Genomic DNA, 19,343 nt, shown 5'->3' with positions numbered 1-19,343 from the left:
CACGCCCAACCGCCGGGCGGCTTCTGCTACCATGACCCTCTGTCGAAGACCGCTGCCAGGGCCCTACCGTATGCGCTTGATTATCGCCGAGAAACCCAGCCTCGCCCGTGCCATTGCCGACGCCCTGCCCGGTGGCGGCAAGCGCCAGGAAGGCGCGATTGTGTGCGGCGATACCACGGTGACTTGGTGTTTGGGTCACTTGCTGGAGCAAGCCCCACCTGAAGCCTACGACCCTGCCGATAAACAGTGGCGCCTCGACCGGCTGCCCATCGTGCCCGGCACATGGCAACTCGCCCCGCGCCCCAAAGCCCGCAGCCAGCTCGCGGTGATTCGCAAACTGATCAAACAGGCGACCAGCGTGGTGCACGCAGGCGATCCAGACCGTGAAGGTCAACTCCTGGTGCAAGAGGTGATCGAACATTTGAAGTACCGTGGCCCGGTGCAGCGGCTTTTAATTAGCGACCTCAACCGCCCAGCGGTCAGCCGAGCGCTAGCCAGCCTGCGGTCGAATGCTGAGTTTCAGCCGCTGTTTCAGGCCGCCCAGGCTCGCTCCCGGGCCGATTGGCTATACGGCATCAACCTGACGCGCGCTTGGACGCTCACCGGCCGCCAGGCCGGGCACGATGGCGTGCTCTCGGTGGGCCGGGTACAAACCCCGGTGCTGGGGCTGATCGTGCGGCGAGACAACAGCATCCGCGACTTCAAGCCCTACCCGTTCTACCCGCTTTGGGTAGATTTACAGGTGGCGCAGGGGCAGCTGCGCGCGTGGTGGGCACCGAAAGCCCATCAACCGCTGGATGATCAAGGCCGACTGACGGACCGCACGCCCGCTGATGCACTGGCCGCCCAGCTCCCCGGCACGCATGGTACACTCAGCAGTCTAGAGCAGCAGGAGAAACGCCAAGCGCCCCCGCTACCCTACTCGCTTTCAGCCCTCCAGGTTGATGCCGCCCGTCGACACGGGCTTTCCGCCCAGATGGTGCTGGATATTTGTCAGCGGCTTTATGAACAGCACAAGCTGATTACCTACCCTCGCTCCGACTGCCGCTACTTGCCCGAGGAGCACCTGGCGCTTGCCCAGCGCAGCCTAAGTGGTGCTTGCCAGAATGACGACATGTTACGAGGATGGCTCGACGGGGCCGACTTCACCCTGCGCTCGAAAGCCTGGAACGACAAGCAGGTAGGCGCGCACCACGCGTTGGCTCCGACGGGAAAACCCGCCGATGTCAGCCAGCTTTCCGCTACCGAAGCCCATGTATTTCGGCTGATCGTGCGCAACGTCATGGCGCAGTTCTACCGTCCGCTGCGCACCTTCGAAGTGAAAGCCGAGTTCACTCTGCTAAACGAAGTCTTTCGCGCCCGCGGGCAAAGCATTCTCGACCCTGGCTGGAAGCCGCTGTTCACCACCCGCGAAGAAGCCCCGCCGCTGCCGCCGCTCACCCAAGGCGAGGCCTGCCAGGTCCTTGGCACAGGCGTGGAAGAGAAAGAAACCCGGCCGCCGGAGCCGTTCACCGATGCCAGCCTGATCAAAGCGATGATGAACATTGGCCGCTACGTGGAGGATCCAGAGGTGCGCCGTACGCTGCGTGACACCGATGGCCTGGGTACCGAAGCCACTCGCGCTGGCATCATCGAAACCCTGGTACAGCGAGGCTACTTGGTGCGACAGCAAAAAGCCCTACGCGCCACCAAACTCGGCTGCGCGCTCATCGCCGCCCTGCCCAGCGCCGTCAGCTCGCCGGAAAGTACCGCCCTTTGGGAGCAGCGCCTGCGGGCCATTTCCGAACAGCAAGACGACCCCAACGCCTTTCAACACGCGCTGCTAGAAGACCTACGCGCGCTGCTCGGCCAAAGCGACGCGGCCAAACTGCGCCACAGCCTACAAAACGCACAAGGCGAGGCGGCTAGCCCCGCCAAACGCAGCGGTACTTCTAAGAAAAGCTATACGCGACGTAAAAGTACTGGCAACAAGAGTACCGGCAGTAAGAAAACCACGGGGAGCCGCAGCAGTGCGGCGGGGAAGCGGCGAACCAAGAAAGCAACGGTCTAGGCACTCCCGCCTGGCGACGCGTTGCTACAAAAACCACCAAACTACCAGAAGCAGCGCGTAAACGATCAGCGATATGAGTGTGACAAGGCCAAATAAGCGTACTTTTCTGTCTTTGAACACAGCGCCATTTTCGCCCTCTAACGCTTTCGCTCGATCAGCAAATTGTTTGTATTGCCAGCTTGCTGATAACTCGAAGATGGCGAAGAGTACGATGATGATAATGCCGATCATTCGAGTATGAAACGCGCGCTCGATTGCTTGCATGTTGCATTCATCTAGCAGTGAGTAATGTGCCGTTAGAAGCCCAATAGTAAAGGCGGCACAAACTCCCATCATCACAAACCGAATGGCACCTAAGTGACGGAGCTGATTCATGAGCTCAGTGAATTGCACATCGATGGAAATGGGAGGCATGACGTAGCCCTTCACTACTTAGCGAAATGAACGTCGTCCAATGCTGACGTCGCCTCAGTACAGAAGCTACTTTAGCGCATGACCATAGGAATTTCGGTTAGTTAACAGGATGATAATAGTGGTCGTCACCACGTCTCATCTGCCCCCGGTGGGCCAAGATCCATGGGTACATCGGGAGCAACATCTAACACCCCTTGCACCTGTTTAAGCCGCTGCGCGGTGGCATCGTCGGCAGCACCGGTAATGCAGCCGATTTCCTCTAGCACCTCACGGACCGTGAGCCCTTCGGCGCTGAGGCGGGTGGCGATGTCTTGAATCGGTTGATCGCTGGAGATCGTGATTAGCCATAGCGTGACCGTTGCCATTGAGTGTCTCTCCACAAGTCGTGCGCTGGGCGCTGGAGCTTAGACACCCAGCGCATAGTGAGAGTTAAGGGGCCTGCACCAGTCCAACGCCTACCTGAGCGTCAGGCAGAGGCAACGCTTTAGCAGAAGCCACTAACTGCTCCCAGAGTTTGCGGCCACGCAGCGAGGCATCCGACTGTGCCCAAAGCGCCGCGCAGCCCGCCACGTGGGGCGCGGCCATGCTGGTGCCGCTGATCGATTTATGCCGCGTGGGCCGTGGCCACGATGAAAAAACATCGCGGCCAGGGGCCGCAATCTCAATTTTTCCGTAATTGGAAAAATTAGAGGGCGATAAGCTGGGGTCTAGAGACGCCACCGACATCACCGTGGGCGAATTGGCCGGTGCCCCCGTTTGCGTCGCGGCATTCCCCGAGGCGGCAATCACCAGGCAGCCGTTACGCAGCGCCGCGGCCCCGGCATGAGTGTAGGCCGCCTGTACCGGGCTTTGGCTGCCCAACGACATCGAAATCACTTCACACCGATTGGCAATCGCCCAGTTCAAACCGGCCAGCACGCCGGCTCCGGTACTGCTGCCGGCATTAGTGAGGACTTTTCCCACCTGAATCTGCGCGTCGTAAGCGATGCCGTAGCGCGGCGTCGTACCGGCAGGAGCCTGAGGGCCGCAGGCGGTGCCGATACAGTGGGTACCGTGCCCGTTCATGTCCTGGACGGCCTCTCCAACGAACGAGCGGGTAACGAACTCCCTGCCTGCAAAATCGGGGTGGCCCAGATCCATGCCGGTATCCAATACAGCGACTTTGATGCCCGCTCCGCTCCAGCAGCTTTGCGGCACCTTGCATCGGCTTAACCCCCAGGTCGGCCGCAGCGCTGTTTCTAGTTCGGACGGGGCCTCTTCGCTATCCAGTTCTACGCCCAAATCCTGTGCGATAGTAGTGGCAGCACGTAAGAAGCCACGGAGATACTCCGAGTGTTCCGAGAACGCAAAATACTCCGGCTCGATGATCTCGATGGGGCTATCTGCCGCAAGCGCATCCAGCACGCCCATGCCATGATGCTCGATGGCATCACCGCCGATCAGCGCCACGCCGATCTCAGGAAACACCATTGCCTCGGCATCTCCGGCTTCCTCGAGGCTCACCGCTTGATCGTTGAAGTCACGGGCATCCGCGACGCGTAGGTGATGGGCTTTCAATGCCTGGATGCCCTCTTCCACTTGGCCATCGCGATAGCTAATGAGAAAGCGCCCGGTCTCCAGGCAGCTCCCTCCGCGCTCCAGGGCGTCCAGCAGCAGCTTCTCAGGGCCACAAGCAACCGTGGCGCGTGGCTGCTGTGTGGGCATATTGCCCTTATCCGTTGGTTTTTTCGCCATCGTCGACATCCTTTTCTTTGAGCATTAGCGCAGTACGACAAGCACATGTTAGCACCTGCCGTTTCAGCTTAACGCACATGGGACGCTTCGCCAGAAGAGGATGATGACGCCGCGCTAATCGCTGAGGACGGGTAGGTGTTCGTCATCGCGCAGCGTCAGCACTTCAACCCCCGTCGCCGTCACAGCCACGGTGTGCTCCCACTGAGCCGAGAGCTTTTTGTCGCTGGTGACAACGGTCCAGCCATCGCGCTTGGTTTTGATTTTGGCTTTGCCCATATTGATCATGGGCTCAATGGTGAACACCATTCCCTCTTGCAGCGTAAGGCCTTTGCCCCGCTTACCATAGTGCAGCACTTGAGGCTCTTCGTGCATCTCACGACCAATGCCGTGGCCGCAGTATTCACGTACAACCGAATAGCCGTGGCGTTCAGCGTGATACTGAATGGCGTACCCCACGTCGCCCAATGTGGCACCGGGCTTGACCGCATGGATACCCTGCCACATGGCTTCATAGGTTTTATCCACCAAACGCTTGGCGTTGGGCGTCACGTCCCCTACCAAATACGTTTTGCTGGAATCGGCGATAAAGCCGTTTTTTTCCAGGGTGATATCCACATTAACGATATCCCCCGATGTCAATATCTGGGTGTCGGATGGGATACCATGACATACCACGTGATTCACCGAGGCATTCAATACGAAGGGATAATCGTACTGGCCCTTGCTCGCCGGCCGGGCGTGCAGTTCATCGACAATGTAACGCTCGGCCCAGCGGTCGATAGCCATCGTCGAGATCCCCGGCACGATGCGCGTGTCGAGATAGTGAAATACCTGCGCCAGCAGCTTTCCAGCCTCACGCATCAAGGCAAGCTCTGCTGGACTTTTCAGCGCAACCCTACTCACCCATCACCTTCCTGACATCCACGTCGGCTTGCTTCATTTGTTCATGAATAATGTCAGTGAAAGACATACTGGGGTTTGCCTCAGCCAGCATGCCTATTTTGATCCAATACTCCGCCTGTGCGTTGATTGAACGCACCATCACCGTGCTCGCTTTGCGCAATTCTTCATGCAACTGATCGTCAATCTTCACGATACCCATCACGCCACCTAATATATGAAATGAATACACAATATATACGTATCATATATTTTCAAAATAGGCGCAGCAAGTGACGGCTGCCATCAACAAAATGGCCTGCCGAGGGCCAACGGTGTCAGGGGTGGCGCTATTGGGATGGGAGGTTACATCTGTCTCTCGAAATCGGCACGGCATTGCTGGCTAACCGCCGGTTATTCAAATGTATATCACCATGTAGAGTGTTTAACCGCGTGGTTTACCTCGCCGCCTCGGTGGGACGACCCACCAACTGGCCAGCACTAATCCACCAAACAGCGTGTAGACCACCGCAAACACCCATTCTGGCGCGGAGAAATAAAGCAAACGATGCAACCAGTGCTGAATAAACGATCCTGCATAGGTAGCAACGCCCGCCTCGGCGCGTAGCGCCATTTCCAGGGTAGTTAACGGGCATACCACTCCTAACCATGCCTGCGCCACTACATAACCAATGGCGCTCAAATGGAGTAACCGAAACGGACGATGATGGACCCACGCCCAGCGGCATCCTCGCCCAACGTAAATAGCCACCACGCCAACCACCACGAAAGCGACGAACAGCACGTGGAGAATCAGCACGAGATCGGCAAGTAGTAGCCATTGGCTGGGCAACATCACATCAAAGCCGGTTGGTTAACGGGGACTGAGACCTTCGCGGCCTACCACCACGCGGTCTCTACCAGCGCGTTTGCCTTCATAGAGCAATTCATCAGCGCGTTTGATCAACGCCTCCAATCCACTCGCTTCTGCATCTTTGGTGGCTACGCCGATGGTGACGCTCGGTGTCAGTTCGCTCACGCCATCTTTAAAGACCAATGCCGCCACTCGCTGCTTCAAGCGTTCAGCGATGTGCTCCGCCTCGGCAGCACTTGTGCTCGGCAGAGCCACCACGAACTCTTCCCCACCAAAGCGTCCGATCACATCCGATGGGCGCAGCGCGTTGGCGCAGACCTCGGCAATACGGACCAGCACCCCATCGCCATAGCTGTGCCCCCAGGTGTCGTTGATGTGTTTGAAGTGATCCACATCGATCATCAATAGGCTGAACGGCGTACGATCGGCTTGGCAGCTCTGCAGCAGCTGTTTAGCCACGTTCATAAAGTGGCCCCGGTTATTGAGTTTCGTCAACGCATCCCGCTCAGCCAGCACCCTCAACTGCTCTTCTAACGACTTCCGATGGGCGATTTCTTGATGAAGCTGGCTATTTTGATCGCGCTCTTCATGCAATAGCGCATACTGCTTGCGCTGCAAGATTTCCAGGCGCAGCAAGGCAAAAAACCCCACCACCATGCCCATGATCAGCAGCAACGAGATCAACAGTGTCGGCACGGGTGCCACATCAGCAAACAGCACCGCCGCCACTAAAAAGCCAATATTTAGATAGAGGCTTGCCGCCGTCACGATCATCAAGCGATTGGGAATCAGCAGATAGAACGCCATCGTGGCTACCACTACGGCCGTGATTTGCGTGGATAGGCTCTCAGGACGCAACGGCACGATCAAAATGATACCCGTGGCGAATACCCACAACGGTATGGCATGTAGCCAACGACGGTCATCACACTTGCTACCCTGCCGCACCAAATACACCACCAACAGGCATAGACTGACCACCACAACGCGCAGGGCCAACAGCGTATAAAACGCACGGGTAAGACCCAACAAGTAGTAATCCGCGATGGCAAACATGCCAAACACACCAGCCGCCACGCTCACGGCAAGACGGAACTCGCTTCGCACGCGTTCTTGGATAGACCAACGATACCTCTGCTCACGGCTAGCATCGCAAAATTGGCCGGTTAGCCCATGCACCACATCCTGCTTTTTTTGTAACGGCACAGCGCCACACTCCCCACGTTATTCCGCCATTTTTCAATTCGATAATACAAGGTGGCTGCTCTGCTCAACACTGCGCTGGAGCAACCGTGCGGTAAGTCGCATCGGCCTCTTCCAGCGCCCCTCGCAGTGCCCGTATGCGCGATTCATGGGCAGGGTGGGTGGACAGGAATTCCGGCGGCTGCCCCCCACCCGCAGCCGCCATGTTCTGCCATAACGCCACGCTCTGCTGAGGGTCGAACCCGGCATGAGCCATGATCTCAAGGCCCATCAAGTCGGCCTCCTCTTCGTGAGTACGACTAAACGGCAGGCTAATGCCCAGTTGAGCGCCCACGCCCAACGCCTGCATCAGTTGCTGGTTACCAAACTCGCCCTCTCCCAACAGCCCTACCACTACGAGCACGGCCTTGATGCCCAGCTCTTGGGTCAAGCGTTCGTTGCCGTGGTCGGCCAGTACGTGAGCCACTTCATGCCCCATGACGGCAGCGAGCTGTGCAGGGGTTTGCGCCACTCGCAGCAAGCCGCTATGCACACCGATCCGCCCGCCCGGCAGCGCAAACGCATTGGGGGAAGGGTCTTCAAATACCACCACCTCCCAGCGTTCAGGGAAATCGAGCCCAGGGTAGCTCGCCTCGGCACCGGCCACCACGTAACGCGCCACGCACTGGACGAGTTGGTTCGCTTGCGCATCACGGCTGATGGGTTGTGTGTTGCGTAACTGATCGAAAGCATCGGCGCCCATATCCGCCATTAACGGGCCGGGTACCAGAGCCAGCTGGGAGCGCCCGGTGGGCGTTTCTCCACAGCCCGCCAGCAAAGCCAATAGAGCGAGGAAGAAAACGGGTCTGACACATCGAAGACACATGCGTAAAGGTCGCCTAAATCGAGAAACATGACGCAGAGTATACGTCGCTTCGCTGGCAAAGCAGCTTACTAAAGGTTAGCAACTAGCGTCGAAGAGAGGCGTCCCCACTCGACCCTGGCGCCTATCGTCACTACGCTGGATATCGAGGGAGCAAGCAGGCATGGTGGTAGCCTCATCCACCATCCATAAACCTATAGGAGATTAGGCAATGCCACACCGGTTTACTCAAACCTTATGCACGATGGGACTGTTATCGATCTTGGCGTTTTCATCCAGCGCCTTCGGCCAACAGCCGGGATCAGCACCTGGAAGTAATGTCACGACCGAGTCGTTTCAAGATTGGGAAGTACGCTGCCAAGATAGCCAAGGCCCGGCTCGCTGCGCGATGGTACAAATGGTCACACAGCCCGGCGGCGACCAACCATTGATGCAGGTCGTGCTCGAACACCCCCCGCAAATCGACGGACCCGTCATGAGCTTCTTCGTGCCACTGGGGGTTCGCTTGGCAGCGGGCTTGCAGTTAGTGGTGGATAATGGAGAGCCTATCCAGTTCCCCTATCAGGTTTGTCAGGAACAAGGCTGCCGCGCTGACGCCCCCATCGAGCCCGCTATGCTGCAACAGCTGCGCAATGGAACGACAGCCACCCTCAGCATGATAGGTCCCCGCGGCGACCGTATAGATTTGGATATTTCATTGATGGGCTTCACCAGTGCCAGTAACCGCGTCGCTCCCTGAAAACAGTGACTCGACGCAAAACGCCCCCGGAACCCCGGGGGCGCTGTGATTACTCGTTGTTCAAGTTACCGCGAATGTCAGCGACGCTCATTGAGGACCGCTTTTGGGAAATGACGACGCAATATCCGGTTTTGGAAATCATCCACGAATCGGCTATTGATAATGATGATAAAACGCTCGAAAGGGGCCTCACTATCGAGCTGTTCGATCCCATCGACACTGTGAAACAGCCGATCGTCGCGCAGATGAAGAATATCACCAGGGTTCAGCGTGATATCGACCAATGACTGCGTGCCCGCCTTGTCGGCAAAGAGGTGGTTTTCGGCGCCCGCGACGTTTTCCCGATTGAGAACCAGAATGCTAAGCGCCTTGCAGCCATCGGCATGAATCCCCTGCCCCTGAAGAGGGTCGACGGCACCTTCCCCGCGAACCCCAGTGATCTGCATCAGAATGGGTTCGTGCGCACCGATGCCCCAAAGCGTTGCCCAGGCGAGAACGAAAGCCTTGACATCGGGGCGTGCTAAAAACGCTTGCGTCAGCGGATCATAATACCGCAAGCGATCCGCCATGCTTTCCGCATCGTTGAAAGCACCTCCCTGTGCCATCGGGCACTGGCCCATATCCTCTACCTCTCCCTGATCATTCAGAGCGAGCCATGACATCCGCTTCCAGCGAAGATTGACATAAGGATCGCGGGGCAGGTCCGCCACGAAACCCTGCCAGGCAGCCAGATCGATTCGCTCGCGAAGATCGGTCTTCGCCCAATCCTGATGCCGCAGCGCCTCGATCACTTCGGGACGCCAATACTCGGCAATGGGATGGGCAGACATAGAGGGAAGTTCGACACCGTGTGTGAGAGTATCGAGTTTCATGTGAGTATTCTCCTGTTCTTTGGGCGGAATTGCCCGGTGCGGCCGGTATCAACACCCCGGCCAACAGAAGAAAAATGAAAAGAGTTGCAAGGATATGTCAAAGAAATGTAGGTAAAAAGAGTGATTTTGTTGCCAAAAGGATCAGACCGTCGGCGTTATATCGGAGTAATTCATCTCCTACCAATAGGTGTAGGATAAATACAACAAAATGCCTTATGGTTACCCTTATGATGGCCATTGAAAGTGTTTTTCTTTAAGTGGATCCCATGACTGCCCGCGATTTTCGACATCACAGAGATCTGGAACGTCCGAAGAAGCACCCCAAGGCGTTTCCCAATGAGCGGTGTCAGGTGTCCAAGCCGCCGCCAGCGGAGGACGTCGATCTACATGATGCAGGCAGAGAAGAGATCGAGTTAGTACGCCGCCAATACTTAGAAAGTGAACAACGATTTCGCACCCTGCTGGAAAGCCTTCCCAAAGTGGCCGTTCAAGGGTACGACCGCGATCGACGCGTCATTTACTGGAACGAAGGCAGCACCCGCCTCTATGGCTATACACCTGAAGAAGCCCTGGGAGAGTTACTGGAGGACCTGATCATTCCGGGCCCTATGCGTGAGGGAGTGATTCAGGCGCATAGCGCCTGGATCGAAGAAGGCGTCGCCATACCCGCCGGAGAGCTCGAACTCATGCACAAAACCGGCGAACTGATATCGGTCTATTCACAGCACCTGATGCTCAATGAGCATACCGATGCCCCCTTGCTGTTTTGCGTGGATGTCGATCTTTCTGACCAGAAACGTGCCCACCGGGACCTGGAGTTTGCCACCCGCTTCGACAGGCTCACCCATCTCCCTAACCGGCAGACCTTCGAGATGGACCTGGACAACCTGCTGGAATCCTGTCGCCGTGTGGGCAACAGTCTTGCCACCCTTTATTTAGATATCGATCACTTCGTCGAGATCAATGATGCCCTTGGTTATGACCAGGGCGATCGCCTGCTCGTGGAGCTGACTCGACGCCTGCGGGAGTGCCAGCGCGTCACTGACCTGGTGTCTCGCGTCTCTAGCGATGAGTTCGTGCTGGCCTTTCCCTGCGGCCATTTAGCCACCAATGTCGAACGCGTGGTTCGTCGTATTCAGAATGTTTTTCGGAAACCGTTCGTCTTGGATGGTCGGGAGCGTCAGGTCACGGCCTGCCTGGGCGTGGCGCTCTTTCCTGACAATGGTGAATCGTCACGGGAATTGATACGAAATGCCGATGTGGCCAAGAACCGGGCCAAACTCGAGGGCCGAGGTACCGTACGTTTCTTTCAGCAGAAGCTGCATGATGAGCTGGTTCGCCAGCACTATCTTTCGTCGCGACTCGAAGAGGCCTTGGATAATGGCGAACTCTCCCTGCACTACCAGCCGCAAGTCTCCGCGGTCAGTGGAGGAATAGAGAACCTCGAAGCGTTGCTGCGCTGGGAGCCCCCCGAGGGCCCGACGATCTCGCCTGCCGAGTTCATCCCGCTGGCCGAGCGCTCCGGTTTGATCCATCGTCTCGGCGATTGGGTCATCGAAGAAGCCTGTCACCAGCAGGTAGCGTGGCGTGCCAAGGGGTTTCATCAGCACCGGATCGACATCAATATCTCGGGTCGGCAACTGACACGTCCCGGCGCCCTCAAACGTTTCGAGGACACGCTACAGCGCCATGGCTTGGCCCCGCAGGATATCGGCATCGAATTGACCGAGAACATCCTCATCGAAGCCGACGAGACCGTCCTCGAAGACCTTTGGCGTCTTTATCATCGCGGTATACGCATTGCGATCGATGATTTCGGGATTGGTTACTCCTCCCTAAGCTACCTCAAGCACTTCCCCGCCACGGCCCTGAAGATCGACCGCTCCTTCATTCAGGATGCGCCTACCCAACCAAAAGACCGAGCCATTCTGGAAGGCGCCATCCTCATCGGTCATCGATTGGGATTAGAGGTAGTGGCCGAAGGCGTCGAGAATGCCGAACAGCTCTCCCTGCTGCGCGACCTACATTGCGATCTCATCCAAGGATTCTTCTTCTTCCGCCCGATGCCTGCCCAGGAAATCGAGCGGCTGTTGAGCGGTTTTGTGGGTGGTCCTGGGGGGTTATCGGGCTGAGGATTATTGTGGTTTGGCTTAGCGCTCCATTTGTTGCTCTATTTTTGTGGATTGTGCGCGATTTCCACTGATGACCGGGATTGTTCTCCACCATTTGCTCATCGTCTTGATTAGACCTCTTCAAATACACTACCGAACGAATTGGCATATCTTTTGAATCGACGTCAATTGAAACTAGTCACACACCGTTCTTTTCACTCTTAGCCTCTTCATACCGAAAAAGGTAAGCTTTGCAACACGTTCGCTGCTGAAGATGCTTCCTCCATGACCACCCACTGGATTCTTGGCCCTGGGGCCATTGGCCGTTTGTTAGCGCACTCCCTAGCCCCGCTCGTTGATGTGGCGGTAATTGGCCGCCGTGCATTGCCATCGCGGCAGGTGCTGACCACGCCGGAAGGCGACGTGCGTGTTCAGCATTTAACCTCACTTACCGCTGAACAGTTGGTGGCGGATACGCCTGCACCACCTGCGTTCGTGCACATCACCACCAAAGCCATGGCCGCCGAGGCGGCGCTGTCGAGTATCGCGAGCGCGCTGCCCCCTTCTACTCCACTGGTACTGTGGCAGAACGGTTTTTATGCGCAGCCGCGTATTACCCAAACGTGGCCAGGGCCGGTGCTGTGCGCTACCACCACTCAGGGGGCGTACTTAACCGGAGATGATGGCGTAGTACACGCCGGGCGCGGGCCAACGTTTGTGGGGGATTTAGATAACCAGCACGCCGGGTTAGCGGCATCCTTAGCGGTGCTGCTGAGTGAGGCTGGGCTTACTGCTTCAGAGGTGAACGATATTCGCAGCCGTCTGTGGCAGAAGTTAGCGGTGAATGCGGCGATTAACCCGTTAGTGGCGCTGCATGGCGTGCGTAATGGGGAGCTTCGTGGAGATGCCTATTCAGGCCGCGTAGTGGCCGTGGTGAGGGAAGTCGCGGCGATTTTAGCGAAGGAAGGGGTTGTGCCGCCGAACGGTGGCGAGGGTGAAGCCGCCTGGTTGGAACTGGTGTGGCAGGTGGTGGAGAACACCGCGAACAATAAAGCCTCGATGTTGCAGGATGTTGAGGCCAAACGGCTGACCGAGCGGGGGGCGATTTTAGGGCCGTTGATCGAGCGCGCTGAGCGGCATGGGTTGAGGTGTGAGGTATTGAAGGGGTTGGATAGGGAGTTAGCGCAAGTGGAAGTCGGCTTTTAAGACAACAGCACAGGGGCAGCGATGCTGCCCTTCGCGGGTGCCTTGCGGTGCTCGTTACGCCGCGCTACAGGGTGGTTGACCCTCTTCGGCGGCGACGATACCTGCCGAGTTTAAAATGAGTTTTTAAGTGACTGGAATCATCACGATCTTGCGGTAGGCGGGCCGTTCGGCGAGTCGTTCTGTCCAGCGCTGGAGGTGCGGGCGGGGTTGCCAGGAGAGGCCGCTGTTGAGCAGGTTGTAAGTGAACGGGGCGATGGCGATATCGGCGAGGCCGAAGGCTTCGCCGGAGAACCAAGGCTGCTGGCTCAACGCGGTGTCTAGCTGGGCGAGGAGTTTTTCACAGGTAGCAATGGCAGGGTTTAGCCGTTCGCTATCGCGCTGTTCCGGCGGGGTGCGAACGTACCCCATCAAAATGGTGCGGTGGGCGGGAGTGAGCAGACTGGTGGACCAATCCATCCACTTTTCCATCTGCGCCCGCTTGGCGGGCTCTTCGATCCATAAATGATTAGGAGCGTACTGCGCTGCCAAGTAGCGCAGAATGGTGTTGGACTCCCACAGCACGCTTTGTGTCGCGTCGTCTTTGAGTAGCGGCACCAGGCCATTGGGGTTCATGGCGAGGTATTCTGGCGTGTCGTTCACGCCGTGGTGCAGGCCCGCCACGATCTGCTCGTGGGGCAGCGCTAGCTCTTCCAGTACCCAGAGTACTTTTTTGACGTTGGTGGAGTTGTTGCGGCCCCAAAGCGTGATCATGGAAGTCCTTATGCTAGATAGATTGAAGTGGCGGGCCAGGGCAGCGTTGCCGCCCTTTGCGGGTGCCTTGCGCTGCTCGTTACCCCGCGCTACGCCATCGCCTCACGATTTACCACTCACTACTCACTCTTATCTTGATACAACTTGAGCAGGCTGGAGAAGTCGAGTTTGCCGTTGCCTCCTGCCTTGTGCAGGGTGAACAGCGAGCGAGCGGCGGAGCCCATGGGCACCGGGGAAGCGCTCTGCTGGCTGACATCCATGGCAAGGCCCAGGTCTTTGATCATCAGGTCGACCTGGAAACCGCCTTGGTAGCCTTTCGAGGCGGGTGCGTTTTCCATTACCCCTGGATAAGGATTGTAGACGTTCAGTGCCCAGTTGCCGCCGGAGCTTTGCTTCATGATTTCCGAAAGCACGGCGGGGTCGAGGCCATTTTTGACGCCCATGTTGATCGCTTCGCAGGTACCTGCCATCAGAATCGACAGCAGCATGTTGTTGCACACTTTGGCGACCTGCCCCGCGCCGTGGTTGCCCGCGTGGAAGATGTTTTTACCCATGGCTTGCAGCACCGGCTGCGCCTGGTCGAACTGCTCTTCCGAGCCACCGACGATAAACGTCAGCGTGCCCGCTTGGGCACCGCCTACCCCACCGGAGACCGGCGCATCCATAAAACCAATGCCCTTTTCTGCTCCGGCGGCGGCGACTTGGCGGGCGGTGTCGGCGTCAATGGTAGAGCAATCGATCACCAAGGCACTGGATTTGATGACGTCGAACAGCGGCGCGTCGCCGTCTACGTAAAGCCCCCGCACGTGCTTGCCTGCGGGTAGCATGGAGATGATGAAATCGGCGTCGGTAGCGGCCTCTGTGGCGGTGGCGGCAACGTCGCAGCCTTGCGATTGGGCGGTCTCCAGCGCCTGAGCGGAGAGATCGAAGGCCCGCACGGTAAAGCCTGCTTTCGCCAGATTGGCGGCCATGGGGCCGCCCATATTGCCTAATCCAATAAACGCAACGGTAGTCATCTTTTTGTCCTTGTTAGCGTGTCATGTGCGGTGCATGAGGGTACGTTATGCCAAGTCTGCCAGCGGGTTGGTATCCCAAGGCGATGCCAGCAACTCGTCGATGAAAGTAGGTTCGACCGAGGCCACATCCGGATAGGTCCAGCTTGGCTGACCGTCTTTATCCACCAGCAGCGCGCGCACCCCTTCGGGGAACTCTCGGTGGCGGCAGCACTGCACCGAAAGCGCCAGCTCGAATTGGAAGACTTCCGCCAACGACATGTGTTTGGCGCGGCTGAGCTGCTCGTAGATCAGTTTGACCGACACGGGACTGCCGTGGGCCAAGGTTTTTTGCGCTTTGCTGAACCACTGGTCGTCGGTCTGAACGGCCAATACGGCCTCGACCATCTGCTCGACGGTGTCGTGGTCCATTAGCTCACGAATCATGGAAGCAGACTTGTAAACCGGCGCTTCCATCTCCGCAAAGACGTTTTGGGAGGCTTGCTCAAGCTCGCGTAACACGCGGTTCACCACGCCGTGGGCGTCGGTGTCTGCACCCTCGCCCCAGTTAGCGGCCAACAGCTTTTCAGCCAATGCGCCACGGTGGTGGCTGGCAATGGCGCGGTCGGCCAGGCCTAAATGAACCGCGTCCGGTGCGTTGATTTGCCCGCCGGTCATCGCCAAAAACCGCCCGGCACCGCCCGGCAAACGGTTGAGGAACCAGCTCGCCCCCACGTCGGGGTATAGCCCAATGGTGACTTCCGGCATGGCCAGCCGCGAGGTTTCGGTGACGATGCGGTGGCTGCTGCCGCTGAGTAACCCCATGCCGCCGCCCATCACGATGCCGTTGCCCCAGCAAATCACCGGTTTGGGAAACGTATGGAGCTGATAATCCAGACGGTATTCGTTCTCGAAGAAGCGCTCGGGGAAATCGGCGGCCCCCTCGCCTTGAATGGCTTTGTAGAGATTGACCACATCGCCACCGGCGCAGAAGGCTTTCTCACCGGCGCTATCCAGCAGCACGGCCACGACCCGATCGTCAGATTGCCACTGACTCAGGCGCGGTAGGATCTCTTCGATCATGTCCAACGTCAGCGCGTTGAGCGAGCGCTCGGCGTTCAAGGTGATCTCGCCAATCACATGGCCATCTTGGGTGGTGTGCTCTTCAAACAGTACGCAACTCATCGTTTGTCCTTGTTATGAAAGGGGCTCGGTGGCAAGTGCCCCGGCGACTATAGCTCGGCGGCACCGTCGGCCAATACGCGGCGGGAAATGATCAGCCGCATGATTTCGTTGGTGCCTTCCAGAATACGGTGTACGCGGGTATCGCGCACGTAGCGCTCCATTGGGTACTCCTTGATGTAGCCATTGCCACCGTAGAGCTGCAGCGCTTCATCGCATACTTTGAAGCCCACGTCCGTCGCGAAGCGTTTGGCCATGGCGCAATAAGTGGTGGCATCCGGGTGACCCGCATCCAGCTTGGTGGCGGCCATGCGCACTAGCTGACGGGCGGCGACGAGCTCGGTGACCATATCGGCCAGGCGAAACTGCAGGGCCTGAAAATCGGCCAAACGCTTGCCGAACTGCTTGCGCTCGAGCATGTACTCGCGGGCTTTATTCAGCGCCTGCTGGGCCGTGCCGATGGAACAGGTGGCAATGTTGATACGCCCGCCGTCCAGCCCCTTCATGGCGATTTTGAAACCGTCACCTTCGTTACCCAGCAGGTGGTTAGCGGGGACGCGCACGTCTTCGAAGGTAATCATACGGGTGGGCTGGCTATTCCAGCCCATCTTGTCCTCTTTACGGCCGTAGCTGATGCCCTCGCTCTTGGCATCCACCGCAAAGGCGGAAACGCCGCCGGGGCCTTCACCGCCGGTCCGCGCCATCACCACCAGGAAGTCTGTACTGCCCGCCCCGGAAATGAACATCTTGCTGCCGTTCAACACATAGTGTTCACCATCGCGCTTTGCGGTGGTTTTGAGGGATGCTGCATCGGACCCTGAATTGGGCTCGGTCAGACAGTAGGAGCCCAATAGCTCACCCGTCGCCAGCTTTTCGCCCCACTGCGCTACGGCATCCGGCGTGCCGAAATCGGCCAGCATCCAGGTCACCATGTTATGGATGGTGAGGTACGCGGTAGTGGAAGTGCAGCCCATCGAGAGCTGCTCGAAAATGATGCTGGCATCCAGCCGTGAAAGTCCCAGCCCACCGACGCTTTCCGGGGCGTAGAGCGAGCAAAAGCCCAACTCCCCTGCTTTACGAATCACATCGACGGGGAAAAAAGATTCTGCGTCCCATTCGGCGGCGTGGGGCTCTAGCTCGTTCTGAGCGAACGCTCGGGCCATATCGGAAAAGGCGACCTGGTCTTCACTTAGCTCGAAATTCATGGCGTATCTCCACAGCGCGTGGGTGGCCTGCGCCCTTTTGAGGCAGTGGGACAGTCACACACGGTTGTTGTCATTATTGGCAATGTTGACGTTTACGTTAACTTATATTTTTAGCTTGTGCGGCGCAACCCAATCCCCCAATACCTTTGGCGTAGAAGGTGACCAACGCTTCCGATCAGGCAGAAAAAAGGGTGCCCAAAGGCACCCAATCCACGGACAGACGCGGTTAACGGGAATCGATCATTTGAAGTTCTTGCGGTACATCTTGGCCAGCTCGCCAACGATGCCGCTACGAAAGCTGAGTACGCATATCACGAAGATGATGCCGAGAATCACACTCACCCAGTTACCTAGCGGCGACTGCGCCAGCAGGTGCTGTAAGCTGACCACCAGCCCCGCTCCCATTAGAGGACCGAGCAGCGTGCCGACGCCGCCCAGCAGCGTCATCAAAATGACTTCGCCCGACATATGCCAGTGGGCATCAGTGAGCGAGGCCAACTGGAACACCACGGTCTTGGTGGAACCCGCCAAACCCGCGAGCGCGGCCGAGAGCACGAATGCCAACAGCTTGTAGGCATCCACGTTATAGCCCAGCGACACGGCACGCGGCTCGTTTTCACGAATGGCTTTCAGAACTTGCCCAAAGGGGGAGTGAACGGCGCGCTGAATGACGGCAAAGCCAAACACGAAAACTGCAAACACGAAGTAGTACATGGCGAGGTTACTGCTCAGGTCGAGCATCCCGAACAGATGCCCTCTCGGCACGCCGTGCAGGCCATCTTCCCCACCGGTAAACGACGACTGCACGAACACGAAGAACATCAGCTGTGCAAGTGCCAGCGTCACCATGGCAAAGTAGATGCCCTGACGACGAATGGAGAGCACGCCAAACAGCGCCCCCAGCAGCGTCGCCATCGCCGTGCCTGCGAGAATACCCAGTTCGGGCGTGAGGCCTGGATAGCTGGCCAGTAGATAGCCCGTCACATAGCCACCGGTCGCCAAGAAGGCCGCATGGCCAAACGAGAGCAGCCCAGCATAGCCCAACAGCAGATTGAAAGCGCAAGCAAACAGCGCAAAACAGAAAATCTTCATCAAAAAGACCGGGTACGCTACGAAGGGCGCAACCAACCCCACTACCAACAGCGCCAGATAAAACATATTGCGGCGGAGTTTGGCGCGCCGCTGGCGCTCCTGCACTGCCGAGGGCAGCGACGTGGCCGAAGATGAAGAGGAAGACGTGGTTGTCATGGTTAAGCCTCCTTACCGAACAGCCCAGCGGGGCGTAACATGAGCACCAAGATCATGACCAAAAAGATCACGGTGTTAGAGGCTTCGGGGTAGTACACCTTGGTCAGCCCTTCGATGATCCCCATACCCAACCCCGTCAAAATAGCGCCTAAGATCGAGCCCATACCGCCAATCACCACCACGGCAAACACCACGATCAGCAGGCTAGATCCCATGGTGGGCGACACCGGGTACAGCGGTGCCGCCAGCACGCCTGCAAAGGCGGCAAGCCCAACCCCGAACCCGTAGGTCAACGTAATCAGCAGCGGTACGTTCACGCCAAACGCCTGCATGAGCTGGGAGTTTTCGGTACCCGCCCGCAGGTAAGCGCCCAAACGGGTACGCTCGATCATGAACCAGGTGAAAAGACACATAGCAAGCGCCGCTACCAATACCCATGCGCGGTAGGTCGGCAGGAACATGAAGCCCAGGTTCAGGCCGCCCTGCAGAATCTCGGGGGTGGCGTAACGCGCTCCAGAAACGCCGAAAAAGTTGATCAGCGTGCCTTCGAAAATCAGCGCTAACCCGAAGGTCAGCAGTAGTCCGTAAAGGTGGTCCAAGTGAGCAATGCGACGCAGCAGAAAACGTTCCATCAGCATGCCAAAACCGCCCACCACCAGCGGCACCAAAATCAGAGCTAGCCAATAATTGATGCCCAGATAACGAAAGCCCAGCAGCGCGGCAAAGGCGCCCAGCATGTACTGCGCCCCGTGGGCAAAGTTGACGATCTTCAGTAGGCCGAAGATGACCGCCAGGCCCAAACTAAGCAGTGCGTAAAAGGCACCGTTCACGAGCCCAAGCGTTAGCTGGCCCATGAACACGGCCATTGGCACGCCGAATATCATCGTCATGGTATGACTCTCCTCGCCGCTAAGCGGGCAGCCCAGCGGGCCGCCCCAGCGCATTTATAGTGAATAACGCCTTTTCATTACGCCGTTACGGCTTGCTTGGCGGCGAGCCAAGGCGACCAACACCCTGACTCG

Annotated in this window: 19 protein-coding genes; 4 read left to right on the top strand and 15 right to left on the bottom strand. The window is 57.9% G+C overall.

Annotation, left to right across the window (positions count from 1 at the left end; translation table 11 throughout):
* Positions 1-70: 70 nt before the first annotated feature.
* Positions 71-2,050 carry a DNA topoisomerase III gene (locus FHJ80_RS11595; RefSeq protein WP_139527331.1) on the top strand — a complete coding sequence of 660 codons (1,980 nt, stop codon included), beginning with the start codon at positions 71-73 and terminating at the stop codon, positions 2,048-2,050.
* A gap of 24 nt (positions 2,051-2,074) precedes the next feature.
* Here FHJ80_RS11595 and FHJ80_RS11590 read toward each other — a convergent pair whose 3' ends face one another.
* The 8 genes from FHJ80_RS11590 to FHJ80_RS11555 form a co-directional block, all read right to left on the bottom strand.
* On the bottom strand, positions 2,075-2,464 hold the full coding sequence (locus FHJ80_RS11590) for a hypothetical protein (protein WP_139527330.1): 390 nt from the start codon (positions 2,462-2,464) through the stop codon (positions 2,075-2,077).
* A 125-nt stretch (positions 2,465-2,589) separates the two neighbouring features.
* A complete protein-coding gene (locus FHJ80_RS11585) occupies positions 2,590-2,829 on the bottom strand; it encodes a hypothetical protein (RefSeq protein WP_139527329.1) in 240 nt (79 codons plus the stop codon).
* 64 nt (positions 2,830-2,893) lie between these two features.
* Positions 2,894-4,198: a S8 family serine peptidase gene (locus tag FHJ80_RS11580; RefSeq protein WP_139527328.1), complete on the bottom strand. Its 1,305-nt coding sequence runs from the start codon at positions 4,196-4,198 to the stop codon at positions 2,894-2,896.
* A 114-nt stretch (positions 4,199-4,312) separates the two neighbouring features.
* On the bottom strand, positions 4,313-5,101 hold the full coding sequence (map, locus tag FHJ80_RS11575; protein ID WP_139527327.1) for a type I methionyl aminopeptidase: 789 nt from the start codon (positions 5,099-5,101) through the stop codon (positions 4,313-4,315).
* Positions 5,094-5,300 (bottom strand): ParD-like family protein, encoded by a 207-nt coding sequence (locus FHJ80_RS11570; RefSeq protein WP_139527326.1) that lies wholly within the window; start codon positions 5,298-5,300, stop codon positions 5,094-5,096. The genes map and FHJ80_RS11570 overlap by 8 nt, the downstream gene beginning before the upstream one ends.
* 222 nt (positions 5,301-5,522) lie before the next feature.
* Positions 5,523-5,933 carry a DUF2784 domain-containing protein gene (locus FHJ80_RS11565; protein ID WP_139527325.1) on the bottom strand — a complete coding sequence of 137 codons (411 nt, stop codon included), beginning with the start codon at positions 5,931-5,933 and terminating at the stop codon, positions 5,523-5,525.
* 18 nt (positions 5,934-5,951) lie between these two features.
* Positions 5,952-7,157: a GGDEF domain-containing protein gene (locus FHJ80_RS11560; protein ID WP_139527324.1), complete on the bottom strand. Its 1,206-nt coding sequence runs from the start codon at positions 7,155-7,157 to the stop codon at positions 5,952-5,954.
* Between the two features lie 64 nt (positions 7,158-7,221).
* Positions 7,222-8,019, bottom strand: a complete 798-nt coding sequence (locus FHJ80_RS11555) for a M48 family metallopeptidase (RefSeq protein WP_139527323.1) — start codon at positions 8,017-8,019, stop codon at positions 7,222-7,224.
* A gap of 208 nt (positions 8,020-8,227) precedes the next feature.
* On the opposite strand from FHJ80_RS11555, the gene FHJ80_RS11550 reads away from it, so the two are divergent.
* A complete protein-coding gene (locus FHJ80_RS11550; RefSeq protein ID WP_231125638.1) occupies positions 8,228-8,755 on the top strand; it encodes an invasion associated locus B family protein in 528 nt (175 codons plus the stop codon).
* 77 nt (positions 8,756-8,832) lie between these two features.
* Here the strand turns inward: FHJ80_RS11550 and FHJ80_RS11545 are convergent, their stop codons facing one another.
* Entirely contained in the window at positions 8,833-9,627 is a 795-nt protein-coding gene (locus FHJ80_RS11545; RefSeq protein ID WP_139527322.1) for a 2OG-Fe dioxygenase family protein, read from the bottom strand.
* 266 nt (positions 9,628-9,893) lie between these two features.
* Between FHJ80_RS11545 and FHJ80_RS11540 the strand changes: the two genes are divergently transcribed.
* Together FHJ80_RS11540 and FHJ80_RS11535 are read left to right on the top strand one after the other, a co-directional pair.
* The gene (locus FHJ80_RS11540; protein ID WP_139527321.1) at positions 9,894-11,759 is read left to right on the top strand and encodes a bifunctional diguanylate cyclase/phosphodiesterase; all 1,866 of its coding nucleotides are present in this window, start codon (positions 9,894-9,896) and stop codon (positions 11,757-11,759) included.
* Positions 11,760-12,023: 264 nt separating this feature from the next.
* Positions 12,024-12,944 carry a ketopantoate reductase family protein gene (locus FHJ80_RS11535; RefSeq protein WP_139527320.1) on the top strand — a complete coding sequence of 307 codons (921 nt, stop codon included), beginning with the start codon at positions 12,024-12,026 and terminating at the stop codon, positions 12,942-12,944.
* A 123-nt stretch (positions 12,945-13,067) separates the two neighbouring features.
* Here the strand turns inward: FHJ80_RS11535 and FHJ80_RS11530 are convergent, their stop codons facing one another.
* The 6 genes from FHJ80_RS11530 to FHJ80_RS11505 form a co-directional block, all read right to left on the bottom strand.
* Positions 13,068-13,694, bottom strand: coding sequence for a glutathione S-transferase family protein (locus FHJ80_RS11530; protein ID WP_139527319.1), 627 nt, complete (start codon positions 13,692-13,694; stop codon positions 13,068-13,070).
* A 119-nt stretch (positions 13,695-13,813) separates the two neighbouring features.
* Positions 13,814-14,710 (bottom strand): 3-hydroxyisobutyrate dehydrogenase, encoded by an 897-nt coding sequence (mmsB, locus tag FHJ80_RS11525; RefSeq protein ID WP_139527318.1) that lies wholly within the window; start codon positions 14,708-14,710, stop codon positions 13,814-13,816.
* 45 nt (positions 14,711-14,755) lie between these two features.
* The gene (locus FHJ80_RS11520) at positions 14,756-15,871 is read right to left on the bottom strand and encodes an enoyl-CoA hydratase/isomerase family protein (protein ID WP_139527317.1); all 1,116 of its coding nucleotides are present in this window, start codon (positions 15,869-15,871) and stop codon (positions 14,756-14,758) included.
* 47 nt (positions 15,872-15,918) lie between these two features.
* Positions 15,919-17,073: an acyl-CoA dehydrogenase family protein gene (locus FHJ80_RS11515; protein ID WP_139527316.1), complete on the bottom strand. Its 1,155-nt coding sequence runs from the start codon at positions 17,071-17,073 to the stop codon at positions 15,919-15,921.
* Between the two features lie 240 nt (positions 17,074-17,313).
* Positions 17,314-18,321, bottom strand: a complete 1,008-nt coding sequence (locus FHJ80_RS11510) for a branched-chain amino acid ABC transporter permease (protein WP_139527315.1) — start codon at positions 18,319-18,321, stop codon at positions 17,314-17,316.
* A 2-nt stretch (positions 18,322-18,323) separates the two neighbouring features.
* The gene (locus FHJ80_RS11505; RefSeq protein WP_139527314.1) at positions 18,324-19,211 is read right to left on the bottom strand and encodes a branched-chain amino acid ABC transporter permease; all 888 of its coding nucleotides are present in this window, start codon (positions 19,209-19,211) and stop codon (positions 18,324-18,326) included.
* Positions 19,212-19,343 lie beyond the last annotated feature (132 nt).

It is taken from the genome of Halomonas sp. BL6 (assembly GCF_006228115.1).
GTDB lineage: Bacteria > Pseudomonadota > Gammaproteobacteria > Pseudomonadales > Halomonadaceae > Vreelandella > Vreelandella piezotolerans.
Note: the sequence above shows the minus strand (reverse complement) of the source record. Positions and strands in the feature narration are given on the sequence as shown.

Coding starts and splice junctions, on each gene's coding strand:
- FHJ80_RS11595 (WP_139527331.1), top strand. CDS start 71: ATGCGCTTGATTATCGCCGAGAAACCCAGCCTCGCCCGTGCCATTGCC.
- FHJ80_RS11590 (WP_139527330.1), bottom strand. CDS start 2,464: ATGCCTCCCATTTCCATCGATGTGCAATTCACTGAGCTCATGAATCAG.
- FHJ80_RS11585 (WP_139527329.1), bottom strand. CDS start 2,829: ATGGCAACGGTCACGCTATGGCTAATCACGATCTCCAGCGATCAACCG.
- FHJ80_RS11580 (WP_139527328.1), bottom strand. CDS start 4,198: ATGGCGAAAAAACCAACGGATAAGGGCAATATGCCCACACAGCAGCCA.
- FHJ80_RS11570 (WP_139527326.1), bottom strand. CDS start 5,300: ATGGGTATCGTGAAGATTGACGATCAGTTGCATGAAGAATTGCGCAAA.
- FHJ80_RS11565 (WP_139527325.1), bottom strand. CDS start 5,933: ATGTTGCCCAGCCAATGGCTACTACTTGCCGATCTCGTGCTGATTCTC.
- FHJ80_RS11555 (WP_139527323.1), bottom strand. CDS start 8,019: ATGTGTCTTCGATGTGTCAGACCCGTTTTCTTCCTCGCTCTATTGGCT.
- FHJ80_RS11550 (WP_231125638.1), top strand. CDS start 8,228: ATGCCACACCGGTTTACTCAAACCTTATGCACGATGGGACTGTTATCG.
- FHJ80_RS11545 (WP_139527322.1), bottom strand. CDS start 9,627: ATGAAACTCGATACTCTCACACACGGTGTCGAACTTCCCTCTATGTCT.
- FHJ80_RS11540 (WP_139527321.1), top strand. CDS start 9,894: ATGACTGCCCGCGATTTTCGACATCACAGAGATCTGGAACGTCCGAAG.
- FHJ80_RS11535 (WP_139527320.1), top strand. CDS start 12,024: ATGACCACCCACTGGATTCTTGGCCCTGGGGCCATTGGCCGTTTGTTA.
- FHJ80_RS11530 (WP_139527319.1), bottom strand. CDS start 13,694: ATGATCACGCTTTGGGGCCGCAACAACTCCACCAACGTCAAAAAAGTA.
- mmsB (WP_139527318.1), bottom strand. CDS start 14,710: ATGACTACCGTTGCGTTTATTGGATTAGGCAATATGGGCGGCCCCATG.
- FHJ80_RS11520 (WP_139527317.1), bottom strand. CDS start 15,871: ATGAGTTGCGTACTGTTTGAAGAGCACACCACCCAAGATGGCCATGTG.
- FHJ80_RS11515 (WP_139527316.1), bottom strand. CDS start 17,073: ATGAATTTCGAGCTAAGTGAAGACCAGGTCGCCTTTTCCGATATGGCC.
- FHJ80_RS11510 (WP_139527315.1), bottom strand. CDS start 18,321: ATGACAACCACGTCTTCCTCTTCATCTTCGGCCACGTCGCTGCCCTCG.
- FHJ80_RS11505 (WP_139527314.1), bottom strand. CDS start 19,211: ATGACGATGATATTCGGCGTGCCAATGGCCGTGTTCATGGGCCAGCTA.